We start from the raw sequence: 16,076 nt of genomic DNA, 5'->3' as shown, positions 1-16,076 counted from the left end.
TAGCCGTAAAAAATATAGTAGCCGTTCACTGTTGAGTGGCTACTACTCTAAAATCTTAAAATAATAATGAGCACAAGGAGCACAAAATGAGCTTTGATAAACAACAAAATCAAAAAATAAACCGTCAAATTAAATTGGCTAGCCGCCCTCATGGTGAACCAAAAGCTGAAAACTTTGATCTCGTGACTACTGATATACCAACGCCAAATGATAATGAGATGTTGCTACGTACTGTCTATTTATCATTAGACCCGTACATGCGCGGACGTATGAGCGATGCTAAAAGCTACGCTGGTCCGCTAGACGTTGGCGACGTCATTGTCGGTGGTACGGTCGCTCAAGTCGTAGAGTCTAACCTTGATAAATTTGCCGTTGGAGATTTGGTGGTATCAAATTCAGGCTGGCAGGATTATAGCGTCAGTGATGGGATAGGCGTACTGAAACTAGATAAAGAAATGGCTAACCCCTCTTATGGTTTAGGTGTGTTGGGTATGCCAGGCTTTACTGGTTATATGGGGTTGACGGATATCGGTAAACCACAAAAAGGTGAGACGCTGGTCGTCGCTGCAGCAACAGGTCCAGTTGGTGCAACGGTTGGTCAAGTTGGTAATCAATATGGCGTACGCACTGTCGGTATCGCTGGTGGTAAAGACAAGTGCGACTTCGCTGTCAATGAGCTAGGCTTCGATATTTGTATTGACCACAAGGCGGACGACTTCGCTGAACAATTAAAAGCCGCTTGCCCAGATGGTATTGATATCTATTATGAAAACGTCGGTGGTAAAGTATTTGACGCAGTCCTACCTTTACTAAATGCTCATGCTCGTATTCCAGTATGTGGTCTGGTCTCACAATACAACGCGACTGAATTGCCTGATGGCAAGGATCGTTTGGGTCTATTGTTCCGCCATGTACTAAGCAATCGCTTAACAATTAAAGGCTTTATCATTCACGAAGAATACGGTGACCACTTCCCCGAGTTCCTCAAAACGATGAGCAAATGGGTAGAGTCAGGCGCTGTAAAGACCAAAGAATACGTCGCTGAGGGTCTAGATGAGGCTCCAAATGCCTTTGTACGCATGTTAAATGGCGAGAACTTTGGTAAAACCGTCGTCAAAGTAGCTGACGTTGAGTAACTTACGCAACGTAGACTATGTTAAAAAATCAAATGAGCAAAAAAGTGCTATGTTAAGTAGCACTTAGTTAAACAACAAACAATCTAAGGATAACTATGAATATTTTAATGGTACTCACTTCACATGATGAATTAGGCGATACAGGTAAAAAAACGGGATTTTGGTTAGAAGAATTTGCCGCTCCTTATTATGCTTTTCTTGATGCAGGTGCAGACGTTACGCTAGCCTCGCCAGCGGGTGGTCAGCCGCCGCTAGATCCAGGTAGTGATACGCCCGATAATCAAACTAAAGATACTAAGCGTTTTAAAGATGATAAAGAGGCACAAGAGCATCTTGCTAACACCAAAAAACTGGCTGACGTAAAAGCACAAGACTTTGATACTGTATTTTATCCAGGCGGTCATGGCCCATTATGGGATTTGGCAGTTGATAAAGATTCTATCGATTTAATCGAAACTTTTGTCAAGCAAGATAAGCCAGTTGCCTTTGTCTGTCATTCTCCTGCTGCACTCAAAAACGTCAAGGTTGATGGCGAGTACTTAGTGAAAGGTAAAACGGTAACGGGCTTTACCAACACGGAAGAAGACGCAGTTGGTCTAACCGATGTCGTGCCCTTCTTAGTAGAAGATGCGCTAAAAGCCAACGGCGGCAACTATGAAAAAGCAGCTGATTGGGAATCGTTTGTGGTCGAAGACGGTCTTCTTATTACAGGTCAGAACCCAGCGTCATCAGAAGAAGCCGCTAAACGTCTGATTACCAAACTTCAGGGTTAGACTTCGTTTTTGATTCATCTGTACAAAATTAAAAGCTCAACACTATTAAAAGGTTAACACTATGATTCGCTTACATCATCTTAATCGCTCGCGCTCTTTGCGTATTCTTTGGCTACTTGAAGAGCTCGGCGAGCCTTACGAAGTGATAAGTTATCAGCGCGATGCCAAGACCAACCTTGCGCCCGATAGTTTAAAATCAGTTCATCCGCTTGGCAAATCGCCGGTTATCGAAATCGATGGTGAAGTGGTCACAGAGTCTGGTGCCATCACTGAGTTGTTAATTGAGCGTTTTGCGCCTGAGCGTTTGCGCCCTGCAACAGATAGCAGTGATTATGGTCGCTATCTTGAGTGGATTAATTTTGCCGAAAGCTCGCTGATGGTGCCTTTGTTGCTTGAGTTGTTTACGACAAAGGCAGGTATCACCGATAGCAAGTTCTTAAATGGTTACATCGCAGCTGAGAAACACAAGCTGCTTGGCTACCTAAATGACGAAGTTAAAGGCAAAGCGTTTATCGTTGGCAATAAGCTCTCTGGCGCTGATTTTATGTTGTCGTTTGATTTAATTATGCTAGCAAAAAATGATGAGTTAGATGACTATCCGCATATCAAAGACTACGCGATGCAATTAGCGAGCTTAGATAGCTATCAGCGTACAATGCGCTTAGAAGCCAATTATGATGAGTCAAATTAATAGTCACAGCTAATATTAATTTAATGTAAATAATGACGTAAAAGCGACCTGTGATAGGTCGCTTTTTTTAACTTTAAAATTTGTTCTTGTATAGTTGAAACCAAATAAAATAGATATGTTATGTATCAACGCAGAACTGGTATAAATTTTTCTTGCTTGCTGTGCCTACGCAGACAGAGGCTGCAAAAAATATATTCCAGTTCGACTGTATCGTTTTTATAGTGAACTGGCTATAGTTTAGAAGTGGTTTAAGAAGAAGCATGACCCAAGAATTTTTGTTCAAGCCAGCTATTCATAAACACATTGTCTGGATCATACTCATGGCGAATCTGCAAAAACTGATCAAGTTTGGGGTATAAATGTTGTAGCTCAACATGACTAAGCTTATTGACTTTACCCCAATGCGGACGACCCTGCCACTTTTTCATATACTCGTATAGCCAGTCAAATAAAGGCTCAGAGTCCATCCCTTTGTAGACGTGAAAGGACAGTACCGCACAGTCCTCACCTTGAGTTGCGCTTAGCATGCCAGTCTCACCCTTATGGGTGCGCACCTCTATCGGAAAGTGCGAGCCTTTATTGTCCTTGAGCAATATATCGTTGATTTCAGTGATACATGCCTCAAAATCTGAGAGGGCAATAAAATATTCTGACTCGTTAAATTTGACCCCGCGCGGTGTTGGAAACACTTCATAGCTATAGCCCTCACGCTTGGTATTTGGAATAGAGCTTGCTGATATTTGACTCACCTTTTGCGTGAGTGACGGTTTCATCCTTGCCAGCTCACATAGCACATAAAAAGCGCCATTAAGGGTGACCGCGCTATCAAATTTATCTTTGAGCTTTTGCGTACTGCTCATCGGTTTTGGCTCTATGACTGACAAGGTTTTTTGCTGCAATTTATTGGTGCCTGGAAACAAAAACCATTCTAAATGCCGATGAGCATGCGCCGTATCATCGAACCTTGCCAACCCCTCTTCAAAATCAAGCACTTCGTTGCGTTCTTGCAGCCCATATAAGTCCACGACTTTTAGCGTTAATTTAGTAAAGACGCCTAGCATACCAAGGCTAGCATGGAGGGCATTGCCTAGCTCATCTGTTTGTGGATTACCGCGCTGATGAGTGTGCACCTCCCCTGTGCCATCGACCCACTCCCAAGCCACGACCTGATTGGCGATAGAGCCAAGGGTCAGCCCTGTACCATGCGTCGCCGTACTAGCAGCGCCTGCGATGGTCTGTGCTTGCACATCCCCCATATTCTCTAGTGCCAGACCATGCTGTTTTAAAGCCTTGCCAATCTCGTATAGATAGGTTCCTGCGTGCATAGTTGCGAGCTTGGCCTCAGTATCTACCGAGATAAGCCCGCGCATATTGTGCAGACTGATAGCAATCTCTTCAGGTTTGGCGCAGCCACTAAAGGAATGCGCCGCACCCGTCACTCTGACGCGCTTATTATTGCGCCTTGCGCTTTTGATAATATCTTGTAACTCTGCAACCGAAGATGGCGCAAGCTTTTGCTCAGGCTCTGCTGTGACGTAACCTACCCAGTTTTGCCAGTTACTATTGCCGTGCCACTGCCTTAATGAAAACATTTGCCCTCTCCGCGGTAGGTGGTCATCAACTGTACTGCGTCATCACTGTAGCAAATAAGCGTATTGAAATGCTCACATAGCTCACCGGCTTTAGCATGGCGGCACCAGACCGCGTCACCAATGTTGATATTCTTTGCAAGTGGTTTCTCTACTCTCATAGGGGTTTGCACCTCGCCGAACCCCTCCTCTTCTCGTATGGTTAGACCAGGTGGATAATGCACCACAGGCGCTTTATCTACTCCTGTTGCACCAGAGGCAATAAAGCCGCCGCCATGACAAGTAACAACGCCTTTTTCAGGCTGGCGCGTGACTGGCAATAAAAATCCTGCTGCTGGCTGAAAGCCGCCCATACTCTCCATATAATCAAAATACGCCGGCTTATAATAGGCTGAGCCTACGGTGATTTCGGTAATTTCAGGCTGGCTTGCGGTAAAGTCGATACTACCGCTACCACCGCCATTGACAAGCGCTAGCGGATAGCCTTGCTTTTTTAACCACTTGACGATTGAGCCGCGGCGCTGAATGACTTGCTTTTTTGAGCGTTTTTTGAGGAGCTTGATAGCTGGTGTCAATAACGTTTTACCCGGTACATACTCGGCAACGCCTGCAATTTGCGCCTCATAACCCATTGCCGCAACGAGGTTCACATGGGCTGATTTTTTGATATGTTTAAGTAAGGCTTTAACCGCCTTTTTAGTCATTAAGGCCGAGCGCTTAGTACCAAAATATAATTTGGGCAGTGACATCGACATATTGATATCGAAGCAGACATCGACCTTGACGCCATGCGATCTAGCTATTTGATTGAGCGCATCAACATGCTCAGGGCGATCCACCATCCATATCATGGTCGCGCCATTTTTAGTGTACTCAAAGGTGTTAGCCACGCTGATCATATCTAGTGCCGGATAAGCACAAAGAATATTGTCAAAGCCATTCTCAAGCAAATAAACTGATTCATCAGCCGCATAGGACATAAGACCAATAAAGTTAGGAGAGTTGTCTTTAATGTAGTTTAGGACATCGATAGAGCGAATAGACTTAGTAGCCAAGCGTAGATTGACCGCTTGGGACTTTTGGTTGACCAGTGCGATATTATGATCAAGGGCGTCCATATCGAGCCAAGCGCTCGGCGCTTTAGGCGCGGTAATACTAGCAAAATCCATTTTGCTCTCCGTATATTTTTATTTACCCATGGCGTTAAATCGTATGCTTTTACAGTTTAAATTAAAAAAATAATAATGCAAAGGATCAACAAAGTTAAGTATAAACCCAAAATAGCCCAAGATTGACTTAGGCTATTTATACTTTTAAACCTTAAGTTATACTTTTAAACCCTTAAGTTATACTTTTAAAACTTAAGCTATTGCGCGTTTACGGCAATAAACGTTTGGTACTCCAATCGGCGTCATCACCTTTAGTATAGACAATACGGTCGTGCATACGATTGGCGCGCCCCTGCCAAAACTCAATCTTTTCAATAGTAATCTCATAACCACCCCAAAACTTGGGCGTAGGCACTTGCACGTTTTCAGGATAATCGGTTTTTAGTTGCTCAAAGCGCTCTTCCATAACCGCACGATTAACTACCTCGCCGCTTTGCGGCTCGCTAACCCATGCCCCAACTTGACTGTCATGCGGACGCTTTTGAAAATAAGCTGCAGATTTATCCGCTGCTATCTTAGCGATAGCGCCACTAATACGCACTTGACGCTCCAGCTCATGCCAAAAAAACAATACCTCAGCATTAGGGTTCTCTTTTATATCCGCGCCCTTAGCGCTCTCGTAGTTGGTATAAAAGATGACGCCTGTGTCAGTAATCTCACGCAGCAAAACGATGCGTACGCTAGGTTTCATATCAGTGCCACAAGTTGCCAAACTCATCGCATAGGGCTCTTGTACCTTTTGTTCAAGTGCTTGACTCATCCATGTTTTGAGTAGCTCAAGTGGCGACGCTGGTATATCGTTTTGATCCAGCTCACCTTTTTCGTAAGATAAACGTTGATCGGTAAAATCCATGCTCATGATTCATCCTTTTTTAGCTGTTTTATAGTTAGCCCAATACGGCTTTGATTTTATCTGCCAAATCGTTTGCCATGACATCGCACTCTATCTCGTCATCAGATTCAACCATGACTCGAATCATAGGCTCAGTACCTGATTGACGAATAAGCAGACGACCGCGGCCATTGAGCGTTGCACGCGCTTTGTCAAACTCTGCGACCAACTCATCATATTCAAACGGGTCTTTCATATCAGACAGACGCACATTGACCAGTTTTTGTGGCAGAGAATTAAAGCCATCGGTCAACTCGCTCAATGCTTTGTCTTGCGCTTTCATCACAGCCAAAACTTGCAGACCTGCTATAATAGCATCTCCTGTACGGCTCTTATCTAAACACAAAATATGACCTGATGGCTCACCGCCGAGTATCCAGCCATTAGCCTCCAAGTCTTGCATGACATAACGGTCACCTACTTTAGCACGGCTAAAGGCAATACCATGTTCTTGTAGCGCTAGCTCCAATCCCATGTTGCTCATCAGCGTCCCTGCGACGCCATCAGCTTTATTTTGCGCCTGAGTGGCAAGCACATAAATAATACCGTCGCCGTCTACCAGCTTGCCCTGATCATCGACCATAACGATACGGTCACCATCACCGTCTAGCGCTATACCAACATCTGCGTTGTGATCTATAACCGCCTGTTGCAGCCCTTTGGGATGAGTCGAGCCGCAATCGGCGTTGATGTTCATACCATCAGGCGTATGATGCATTGCAATGACGTTAGCGCCAAGCTCGCGCAATACGCGAGGCGCGACGCTATAACCGGCCCCATTAGCGCAGTCGACGACAACGGTGATATCACTGAGATCATACTGATAAGGAAAGCTGCCTTTACAAAACTCGATATAACGACCTTTAGCATCATTAATACGGCTGGTTTTGCCTAGCTGCGCAGGGTCATGAATAGGCATCGGCACCTCATCATCCGTCTCCATGATCGCTTTCATTTTATCATTGATAGCATCTTGTACCTCATCAGAGAGTTTTTTGCCATCAGCGGAGAATAGCTTGATACCGTTATCATAATAAGGGTTATGTGAGGCAGATATGACTACGCCAGCTGCCGCGTTGAAGCTACGCGTTAAGTGAGCGATACCTGGCGTCGGTAATGGGCCTAGCATATGAACGTCGACGCCCGCGGCATTAAATCCTGCTTGCAATGCTCCTTCAATCACATAGCCTGAGAGCCTTGTGTCTTTACCGATGATCACGCTAGGTCTACGTGCAGGGTTAACATTACCCTCGACCAGCACGCGACCGGTGACATAGCCTAACTTCATAATAAAATCTGGAGTAATGGGCAGTTGTCCAAATTTGCCTCGAATACCATCTGTGCCAAAGTAGCTCATTGCCTTTGTGTCCTTTTTCTTATATTTACGATAACGTACAAGATATTGAATAAAACCACATCTGTCTACTCAATAAATTATTTTGTAAAAAAAAGCCAACAACGAATTAGCATTGTTGGCTTTTTAGGTTTGGTTAATCATAGCGCATTAACCGCTTGGTGCTATTATTATATTGTACAAATAGGTGCTTTTTACGCCCGCTATTTATCAGGTCATAAACCTACACTCTATAGTTTGGCGCTTCTTTAGTGATTTGCACATCATGTACATGCGACTCTTTCATGCCAGCAGAGGTTACTTTGATGAACTGCGGTTTAGTGCGCATATCTTCGATACTTGCGCAGCCTGTATAACCCATTGAAGAGCGCAAACCGCCAACCAACTGATTGACGATACCAGCGACAGGGCCTTTGTAAGGGACGCGGCCTTCAATCCCCTCTGGTACTAGTTTTTCAACACCGTCTTTGGCATCTTGGAAGTAGCGATCAGAGGAGCCGTTTTGACCTGACATTGCGCCCAGGCTCCCCATACCGCGGTAAGCTTTGTAATAACGGCCCTGAAATAGCTCAACCTCACCTGGCGCCTCTTCAGTTCCTGCCATTAATGAGCCAACCATGATGCATGATGCACCCGCTGCAATAGCTTTTGCCATATCGCCTGAATAGCGAATACCACCATCAGCAATAAGTGGAATGCTGTTTTGTAGAGCGCTTGCGACGTTATCGATAGCAGAGATCTGCGGGACACCGATACCCGCGATAATGCGAGTGGTACAGATAGAGCCTGGGCCAATACCGACTTTGACCGCATCAGCACCTGCATCACGTAGGGCTTTTGCTGCATCACCTGTTGCGATATTACCGCCAATAACTTGAATATGAGGAAATGTTTTTTTGATCCACGAGACTTTATCGATGACGCCTTTTGAGTGACCGTGCGCGGTATCTACGACTAAGACATCAACGTCGGAGGCGATTAGAGCTTCAACTCGTGCCTCAGTATCTGCGCCCGTACCAACTGCCGCGCCTACACGCAGACGTCCTTTTTCATCTTTACAGGCATTAGGATTGTTTTCAGCTTTGGCGAAGTCATTGACGGTGATAAGACCGCGCAAACGAAAGTCATCATCGATAACGATGACTTTTTCGATACGATGCTCATGTAATAGCTTTTTAATATTCTCGTTGCTCTCGCCTTCTTGTACAGTAACGAGCTGATCTTTTTGCGTCATAATTTGGCTAACTGGCTGAGACAGGTTGGTCTCAAAACGCCAATCACGGTGAGTCACAATACCGACCACTTTATCCGTGCCTTTTTCGACTACAGGGACACCTGAGATATTATTGTCTTCGGTTAGACGCAGCAAATCACCAATGGTCATCTCTGGATGAACGGTAATCGGATCGACGACCGTACCTGCTTCAAACTTTTTAACGCGTCGCACTTGAGTCGCTTGCTTATCGATATCCATGCTCTTGTGCAAGATGCCAATGCCGCCAAGCTGCGCCATGGTAATCGCCATCTCAGACTCAGTAACCGTATCCATTGCTGCGGATATCAGTGGCAGATTTAGAGTGATGTTTTGGGTCAAGCGAGTGGATAGACTGGCGTCTTTTGGTAGGATCTCAGAATAGGCTGGTAACAATAAAACGTCATCAAAGGTCAAAGCTTCATCGACAATACGTAACATACATACCCCTAGTGGTGGTTATCTTGATGAGTGGGCGCTTGAGATAATCTGTCAATCACGCCAATGCGGCATCATATTCAGGTACTGCGCTCTCAGCTGTCCCTTAAAAATAACGCCACATTATAGCAAATAATACCTAGTTCCACATGATAAATTTCTTATCACTTATTCAACTTGCGGTAATACTATTTAAAAGTAATACGCTCAGCAGGTAGATACTCTTTTTGCTCTTCATTTAGATAAGTAAGCATTTGCTCACGAACGTCGCATTCCAGCGTCCATGCATTTAGCGGACTATCAGAGGCCAGCGCTCCACGCAGCTTAATGGTGTCTTCGTCAACAGAGACTACGAGCATGGCAGGCTCTGTCTCTTGATCCCAAAGGTCATGGTCTTTGACCAATTCGATAAATTTTTGGCGTATAGCCTCAACGTCCACGCCATAATCCACGTATAAGTAAACCACACAAGTTTGATGGAACTCAGTGTGCGACCAATTCTCTACGATTTGGGTGACAAAGTGGCGCATCGGTACGATCAAGCGGCGCTCATCCCATGTCTTTAGCACCGCGTAGGTATAACGCAAATCTTCAATATTTGTCCAATCACCCTCCATCATAACTGTATCACCGATACGGACAGGCTGAGTGATAGCGACCTGCATGCCCGCTATAATATTACCCAAAGTTGGCTGCGCAGCAACGCCAAGTACCACACCTGCAATGCCAGCTGAGGTCAGCAGCGTCTTACCTAAGCCTTCGATATTGGTAAACTCGCTTAGCCCAATCCAAAAACTACCCAAAATCATAACAAAGATAAAGACCCGTCGAAAGATAGACAAATAGGTCATGCGCACGCGATAAGTATTGTACTCATCGTCAGCGAGACCATCGATTTGTAAGTCTCTATATCGATTGGCAAAAAAATGAATAACTCGAATACCAAGCCATACTGCGCTGAGCACCAGTCCCACCCACACCAAAGGTCTGGTTGCAGTAGCAATCGCCTCGACGTAAGGAAAGCCGCCTGATACTAAGGTAAAGACTAAAGAGAAGCTGATCGTAAAGGTGAGCGGTACGGTAAGCTTACTAATCATATCAGTTAGGCTTTTCTCGCCACCTGTCTGCGGGGTTTCTTGGTCATCATCAACGTACCAGTTAATGAGCTTTCCTGTAATTTTACTTAGCAACCAACCAAGGCTCAAAGTCAAAATAAAGAAAAACGCTAAAGCTAAAAACTCCCATATGGCAATACCCAGCATCCTAAGAGTCATGACAGGCGGCAGGTAGCGCTCAAACTCCGCTGGCTGGTATTGATCATACAGGTTAGTAATATTATCAACCGTTTGCGCTGAAAATACCCAGACAGGAGCGTTATCCTTAACGCGTACGCGCTGAATAAAGATAGGTACTTGGCGCTCACGATAATCCATGTAACCTAGCAAAATAGAGCGGCGCGGGATACCGTTGATACTACTGCTATTACCCAGTGGCGGCTCTACCAAACCATCTGGACGATCTGGTAGATCATCAAAGACATAGAGCTGTTTTTTGCTCAGCAAAAAGTCCAGTTGCCTTGATAACTCAACACCCCTGCTCGCTTGCGTGTTTTCATCAAACAGATTTAGATTAAGCGCTTGCGCAGCTAGATCGTACTGCTGCTTCATTATCGCAGATTGAAAAAACTCCAAGGTGGATAAAGGGGTCGCCAGATTTGCAGGCGTCGATAGCGCAGGTAGTCCAGAATTGAGCTCATCTAAAACGTAGTAATTGGCGTTATACTCGCCACTAAGTGCCACATCACCTTGCATCTGACCGACTTGCTGCAGGGCTTTTTGATCCGATGATTCAACCAGTTCATTGACTGAATCAGGAAAATCGATACCGTCTTCTTGTAGCGTATCAATTTGCTGAGCGGCATACTCTACAAAGCCATCTGGCGTGTCCTCAGCTTGCGAGGTTGAAGCGTTTGACGCAGCGGCTTTGTCTGTACTAGCAGCATAAGATAAGGGCGCAAGCATCATAATCACAAAAATGACTAGCAGTTGTTTTAAAACAAACGAATAGCCCTTAGCTATGTGCTGATCGCTACTTATTAGTGTGGTAATAGATCGAGTACTTACAGAGGATTGGCAACTTACATTTGCTTTATTTTTTGATACGTTTTTGTGATTATGCATAGTGATTATCTAACCATTTAGTATGTAGATACGCTAAAGCAGTACACAAAAAAAAGCCAGCATAGTGCCGACTTTATTTGTTAGTTTACGTACTTGAAATAAATACCGTCTTTATAGACAGATCAGTATTAAAGCGATTGCTATCACTTTTAGGCGCGGCGCCAAGTCGTACCAGAGCGCGCATCCTCAAGCTCTATACCCGCCTCTTTTAATTGATCGCGTATCTCATCTGCTCGAGCATATTGTTTGTCCGCTTTTGCAGTATTGCGCTGATCTATTAGATCCTCAATCACAGCATCGCTAAGCGCGTCATCGGTCTGCTCACCGATAGCCGCTTGCAAAAACTGAGTAACAGGCTGCTGCAATAACCCTAAAACTTGCGCGAGTGCTTTAAGCTCAAGTGCTTGTTGCCATGCGCCTGTGATATCCTCTGCTTTTATCAGCTTATTAATACTACGTGCTAGCACGAATAGCTCACTGATAGCCGCTGAGCTATTGAAGTCATCATTCATGGCAGTGGTAAAACGGTGACCACTGTCACTAGCGTAAGCCCTGTCAATGTCTTGATCCTCGACGACTAAATCAGCTCCTCGCTTTTGCTCGGTAATTTTGAGGGTATGATAGAGTCTGCTTAGGCTATTATGTGCTTCATCTAAAGCAACGTCTGAGAAATTCACTTGGCTGCGGTAGTGACTTGATAATAAGAAAAAGCGTACGGTTTCAGGATGATATTTTGCAGTGACTTCTCGAATAGTAAAAAAGTTACCGAGCGACTTTGACATCTTTTCGCCATCGACATTGATAAAGCCAACGTGCATCCAGTTGCGCGCGTACTCGCAGCCTGTCGCCGCCTCTGACTGAGCAATCTCGTTTTCGTGATGCGGGAATTGCAAATCATGTCCGCCGCCATGAATATCAAAAGTATTGCCTAGGCATTTGGTCGACATCGCTGAGCATTCAATATGCCAACCAGGACGCCCTTGTCCCCAGGCAGACGCCCATTGCGGCTCATCAGGTTTTGCCGCCTTCCACAGTACAAAGTCAAAAGGATTGCGCTTGTCAGTATCAACCTGTACTCGCAGGCCTGCTTGCATATCCTCCAAATGACGTTTGGACAATTTGCCATAGCCTGCAAAGTTATCTACCGCATAGTACACGTCACCTTGGTCTACCGCGTACGCATAATCCTTAGTGATTAGCGTCTCAATCATCTGCTGCATCTCATCAATATGATCGGTCGCACGCGGCTCGCTATCAGGCATCTTGCAGCCAAGTGACGCCGCATCCTTATGCATAGCCTCTATGAAACGCTGCGTTAAGGCACTTATATCTTCATCGTTTTCGCGCGCGCGGGTAATGATCTTGTCATCGATATCAGTGATATTACGCACGTAGTTGACCTTGTAGCCCAATTGCGTCATCCAGCGCACTGCCATATCAAACGCTACCATCACTCGTGCATGCCCAATGTGACAATAGTCATAAACTGTCATGCCGCACACATATAGACTGATCTGTCCTTCAACTAAAGGGGTAAAGACTTGTTTGGATGCGCTAAGTGAATCATAAATAACAAGAGTGGACTTAACATCACTGAGTGGTGTGGTCATAATACAAGAGCCCTTTTAAATTTAATAATGGATCAAAAGTATAAAATTTTAGCGTTTTTTATTTGTGAATACATAACACTCTATCTTAGCTAAAAAGACGCTAAAATACTACAATAGCGGCAAATCTAAGACTATTTACCCAACGCATTAACGCATTTAAGGAAGTATCAATGAGTAATCGCTTAACCAAGATTTATACCCGTACTGGTGACAATGGCAGTACGGGCATGGCTGATGGCAGCCGAATGAGTAAGGCAGATGCTCTGTTTGGTGTCATGGGCGATATAGATGAGCTCAACTCTCACATCGGACTGGCACGTGCACAATTGGCACAAATGCAAGACAAACTGCCTGAGCGCCTAAATGAGCAAAAAGACATGGATTTTGCACAGGCACTCGTCATCGTGCAGCACTTACTGTTCAATATCGGCGGCGAGCTTGCGATGCCTGAGTACCAAGGTATTAGCGGCGCTCATGTAGAATGGTTAGAGCAGCAAATAGATACGATGAATAGCACGTTGCCGCCGCTTAAAGACTTTATTTTACCGACAGGTTCAGTGCTGGTGAGTCAATTGCATGTCGCTCGCACTGTTTGCCGCCGTGCGGAACGTCAAGCGGTCATGCTAAGGGAGCTGCGTCCCCAAGCAATGAGTCATAGTGCGGTCAGTCTGGTCAATCGATTATCTGACTGGCTGTTTGTCGCCGCCCGCTTTTGTACTGACTCAAGCCAAGTCTCAGAAGTGCTATGGAATCCGCAGGTACTACAAGTGTTTGATGACCTGCAAAAATAGAACTGGATCATATCAAAAAGCGCCTATAACATTACGATGTCGTAGGCGCTTTTTATTAAGTCTATTAAGACGAGCAAGTTAGGTTAGTAAGTAGCGCTCTCGTCTTCTACGATTATCATATCAATAGTTTCATCTTTAGGAACTGCTTTTGGTGCAGTAGGGGTGGCGGGTAACGTAGCACTAGTACCTGGTTCAACCGCAACTTGGTTATTGTCTGTATTAATAGTTGGCGCAGTTGCTGGCTTTACAGCAGGCGCAGGCGGCGTTGCTATCGCTGGTTGTCTTGCTTGGCGAGCCGCTTGGCGGGCACGCTCCTCTTCGGCTGCTTGTGCTTGCGCGCGGCGACGGCGTGCTTCTTCTTGGGCGGCGCGCTGGGCTTGAAGCTCGCTCATAGCTGTGGTCAAAGTAGACCCAGCGATGACATCAGCGACTATGCCCACCATAGCAGGCTGCCCTGCGATACGTGTCTGTACTTGTCCGCCTTGAGTACCAACGACATAAGTAAAGGCATTATCAACGAGCATGTTATTGTTGATACGGATATCATTTTGCGCAAGGCGCGTCTGCAAGCTTGGCTGGTTATTAGCAGCCTGCAACTGACTGGCAAGATACAGATCTTCGCTTGGCAGAGTCATACTGACGCTCGCTTGACAAGTCGTCATGCCATTGTCATTAGTCTCTTGTAGCACAGCTGTATTTTGCACATCGATCAAAATACCGCTCACTTTACTGGTAATAGTTGCACTACTTAAACTAATTTGAGCCTCATTGGCATAGCTTGCAGCGAGCGTTTGAGCTTGCTGATTCAACGTGTTTCTAAGCGCAGATTTTAGGCGATCTTGTACCATAGGGTTGTCGCAACTGATCACAGGCGTCGTCTCTTCGACAACGACAGGCTCCTCGGCTACCTCTACTGTCTCCTCATCTGAGCGGCTACAACCTGCGAGCGCAAGTCCGCATACTAGACTAATACCTGCCACATGCTGCCACTTAAACTCTATGCTGTTTGCTACGCTCATATTTGCATTGCTCCTGCTTTGTTGATTGTCGATCGACATTGCTCTATTGATACTAAAATAAATAGCCGTAAAAAATACGTCATTATACGGTGTTTACCTAAGATGGTCATTACTGTACATCATCAATACGCACCTAAAACATCCATATCAGCGCGAAAGTCGGTTTTGGTTGCAAAAACATAACAAACCCTTAGGAATATTTTGAACGTTTTAAAATCGACTTATATAAGATAGATGAAGATAGTATGGGCAAAATATATCGTCATATAATCGATAATAAAGGGCTTGAGGCTTATGATACAGATACCAAAGCTCAACCGTACTCGCCTCGTTGGTCATCGCGGCGCAGGTAGCGAGATACTAGAAAACACCTTGTCAGGTTTCCAGCGCGCGCGCAGTTTGCAAGCGCGCGGGCTAGCTGGTGTTGAATTTGATGTACAGCTTAGTGGCGACGGTCATCTGGTGGTCTTTCATGATGATACACTTGAGCGTCTTTGCGGCGTGCAATCTCGTATTGATCAGCTCAGCTTAAATGAGATTGCCCGCCAGTTGCAATCGGGGCATCAAATCTTGACACTGGCTATGCTCTCGCAAGCTTTGCCTCTGCCGTCTAAGCCTGTATCTAAATTAGCATCTATACATGGTTCACTCTCAAAGCCGTCAACTAAGCCAATAGGAGTATTTGCAAGTACTCAGGCTAGCACCTTGAATACTGTTTCTCCTATTCTTACTCAATTTAGCCATATTGAGCTTGAGATAAAGACCCATGACCGCACCAACTATAGCAAGCTTGTTGCCGCATTAGCGCGTGACTTGGTAGGTACGGCGCTTGCTAGCTTGCCGATTGTACTGACCAGTTTTGATCGGCAGCTTTTAGCCCACTTGCAGCGGCACAACTCATTATCACAAATACCGCGAGGACTGCTCACGCGTACGCCAAGCTTTTTGCCTCTTGCGCCAACGACTGCTATGCAGCTAGGCTGTACACAATTGGGTATTCACTATCCGCTAATCACGCCTGCCATTATTGAGCACAGTCACCGTCATAGCTTGCCTGTGACAGCTTGGACGGTCAATGACGCTGATAGTGTGCAGCAGCTCGTTGAGTGGCAAGTTGATGTTATTGTCACTGATGTACCAACGCTTTTTTTATAGCACCTCTTAAAATCATTACCGAACTTA

The 16,076-nt window shown here is 45.4% G+C and carries 13 protein-coding genes; 5 read left to right on the top strand and 8 right to left on the bottom strand.

The window, feature by feature from the left end; translation table 11 throughout:
- Window positions 1–86: 86 nt before the first annotated feature.
- From ACR64J_RS05435 to ACR64J_RS05425, 3 genes are all read left to right on the top strand, one after another.
- The gene (locus ACR64J_RS05435; RefSeq protein WP_435950857.1) at window positions 87–1,136 is read left to right on the top strand and encodes an NADP-dependent oxidoreductase; all 1,050 of its coding nucleotides are present in this window, start codon (window positions 87–89) and stop codon (window positions 1,134–1,136) included.
- Between the two features lie 95 nt (window positions 1,137–1,231).
- A complete protein-coding gene (locus tag ACR64J_RS05430) occupies window positions 1,232–1,909 on the top strand; it encodes a type 1 glutamine amidotransferase domain-containing protein (RefSeq protein ID WP_435950856.1) in 678 nt (225 codons plus the stop codon).
- Window positions 1,910–1,970: 61 nt separating this feature from the next.
- Entirely contained in the window at window positions 1,971–2,600 is a 630-nt protein-coding gene (locus ACR64J_RS05425) for a glutathione S-transferase (protein WP_317199318.1), read from the top strand.
- Window positions 2,601–2,848: 248 nt separating this feature from the next.
- Here the strand turns inward: ACR64J_RS05425 and ACR64J_RS05420 are convergent, their stop codons facing one another.
- The 7 genes from ACR64J_RS05420 to cysS form a co-directional block, all read right to left on the bottom strand.
- A complete protein-coding gene (locus ACR64J_RS05420; protein WP_435950855.1) occupies window positions 2,849–4,192 on the bottom strand; it encodes a D-arabinono-1,4-lactone oxidase in 1,344 nt (447 codons plus the stop codon).
- The gene (locus tag ACR64J_RS05415; RefSeq protein ID WP_435950854.1) at window positions 4,180–5,358 is read right to left on the bottom strand and encodes an alanine racemase; all 1,179 of its coding nucleotides are present in this window, start codon (window positions 5,356–5,358) and stop codon (window positions 4,180–4,182) included. Before ACR64J_RS05415 ends, ACR64J_RS05420 begins: the two co-directional genes overlap by 13 nt.
- Window positions 5,359–5,566: 208 nt before the next feature.
- The gene (gene pdxH / locus ACR64J_RS05410) at window positions 5,567–6,211 is read right to left on the bottom strand and encodes a pyridoxamine 5'-phosphate oxidase (RefSeq protein ID WP_435951027.1); all 645 of its coding nucleotides are present in this window, start codon (window positions 6,209–6,211) and stop codon (window positions 5,567–5,569) included.
- A 34-nt stretch (window positions 6,212–6,245) separates the two neighbouring features.
- Window positions 6,246–7,607: a phosphoglucosamine mutase gene (glmM, locus tag ACR64J_RS05405; RefSeq protein WP_435950853.1), complete on the bottom strand. Its 1,362-nt coding sequence runs from the start codon at window positions 7,605–7,607 to the stop codon at window positions 6,246–6,248.
- Window positions 7,608–7,827: 220 nt separating this feature from the next.
- A complete protein-coding gene (gene guaB, locus ACR64J_RS05400) occupies window positions 7,828–9,297 on the bottom strand; it encodes an IMP dehydrogenase (RefSeq protein ID WP_435950852.1) in 1,470 nt (489 codons plus the stop codon).
- A gap of 185 nt (window positions 9,298–9,482) precedes the next feature.
- On the bottom strand, window positions 9,483–11,318 hold the full coding sequence (locus ACR64J_RS05395) for a mechanosensitive ion channel family protein (protein WP_435950851.1): 1,836 nt from the start codon (window positions 11,316–11,318) through the stop codon (window positions 9,483–9,485).
- A 305-nt stretch (window positions 11,319–11,623) separates the two neighbouring features.
- Window positions 11,624–13,084 carry a cysteine--tRNA ligase gene (cysS, locus tag ACR64J_RS05390; protein WP_435950850.1) on the bottom strand — a complete coding sequence of 487 codons (1,461 nt, stop codon included), beginning with the start codon at window positions 13,082–13,084 and terminating at the stop codon, window positions 11,624–11,626.
- Between the two features lie 170 nt (window positions 13,085–13,254).
- Here cysS and ACR64J_RS05385 point away from each other — a divergent pair, with 170 nt between their 5' ends.
- Window positions 13,255–13,875 (top strand): cob(I)yrinic acid a,c-diamide adenosyltransferase, encoded by a 621-nt coding sequence (locus ACR64J_RS05385; RefSeq protein ID WP_435950849.1) that lies wholly within the window; start codon window positions 13,255–13,257, stop codon window positions 13,873–13,875.
- Window positions 13,876–13,958: 83 nt separating this feature from the next.
- Here ACR64J_RS05385 and ACR64J_RS05380 read toward each other — a convergent pair whose 3' ends face one another.
- Window positions 13,959–14,894: a hypothetical protein gene (locus ACR64J_RS05380; protein WP_435950848.1), complete on the bottom strand. Its 936-nt coding sequence runs from the start codon at window positions 14,892–14,894 to the stop codon at window positions 13,959–13,961.
- 294 nt (window positions 14,895–15,188) lie between these two features.
- On the opposite strand from ACR64J_RS05380, the gene ACR64J_RS05375 reads away from it, so the two are divergent.
- Window positions 15,189–16,049 carry a glycerophosphodiester phosphodiesterase gene (locus tag ACR64J_RS05375; RefSeq protein WP_435950847.1) on the top strand — a complete coding sequence of 287 codons (861 nt, stop codon included), beginning with the start codon at window positions 15,189–15,191 and terminating at the stop codon, window positions 16,047–16,049.
- The last annotated feature ends 27 nt before the right edge of the window (window positions 16,050–16,076 follow it).

Source organism: Psychrobacter sp. DM8 (assembly GCF_051307025.1).
GTDB lineage: Bacteria > Pseudomonadota > Gammaproteobacteria > Pseudomonadales > Moraxellaceae > Psychrobacter.
The sequence above is the reverse complement of the archived record's forward strand: the minus strand, read 5'-3'. Positions and strand labels throughout refer to the sequence as shown.

Bases quoted from the DNA above. Each gene is read 5' to 3' on its own strand.
- ACR64J_RS05435 (WP_435950857.1), top strand. From the start codon at position 87: ATGAGCTTTGATAAACAACAAAATCAAAAAATAAACCGTCAAATTAAA.
- ACR64J_RS05430 (WP_435950856.1), top strand. From the start codon at position 1,232: ATGAATATTTTAATGGTACTCACTTCACATGATGAATTAGGCGATACA.
- ACR64J_RS05425 (WP_317199318.1), top strand. From the start codon at position 1,971: ATGATTCGCTTACATCATCTTAATCGCTCGCGCTCTTTGCGTATTCTT.
- ACR64J_RS05420 (WP_435950855.1), bottom strand. From the start codon at position 4,192: ATGTTTTCATTAAGGCAGTGGCACGGCAATAGTAACTGGCAAAACTGG.
- ACR64J_RS05415 (WP_435950854.1), bottom strand. From the start codon at position 5,358: ATGGATTTTGCTAGTATTACCGCGCCTAAAGCGCCGAGCGCTTGGCTC.
- pdxH (WP_435951027.1), bottom strand. From the start codon at position 6,211: ATGGATTTTACCGATCAACGTTTATCTTACGAAAAAGGTGAGCTGGAT.
- glmM (WP_435950853.1), bottom strand. From the start codon at position 7,607: ATGAGCTACTTTGGCACAGATGGTATTCGAGGCAAATTTGGACAACTG.
- guaB (WP_435950852.1), bottom strand. From the start codon at position 9,297: ATGTTACGTATTGTCGATGAAGCTTTGACCTTTGATGACGTTTTATTG.
- ACR64J_RS05395 (WP_435950851.1), bottom strand. From the start codon at position 11,318: ATGATGCTTGCGCCCTTATCTTATGCTGCTAGTACAGACAAAGCCGCT.
- cysS (WP_435950850.1), bottom strand. From the start codon at position 13,084: ATGACCACACCACTCAGTGATGTTAAGTCCACTCTTGTTATTTATGAT.
- ACR64J_RS05385 (WP_435950849.1), top strand. From the start codon at position 13,255: ATGAGTAATCGCTTAACCAAGATTTATACCCGTACTGGTGACAATGGC.
- ACR64J_RS05380 (WP_435950848.1), bottom strand. From the start codon at position 14,894: ATGAGCGTAGCAAACAGCATAGAGTTTAAGTGGCAGCATGTGGCAGGT.
- ACR64J_RS05375 (WP_435950847.1), top strand. From the start codon at position 15,189: ATGATACAGATACCAAAGCTCAACCGTACTCGCCTCGTTGGTCATCGC.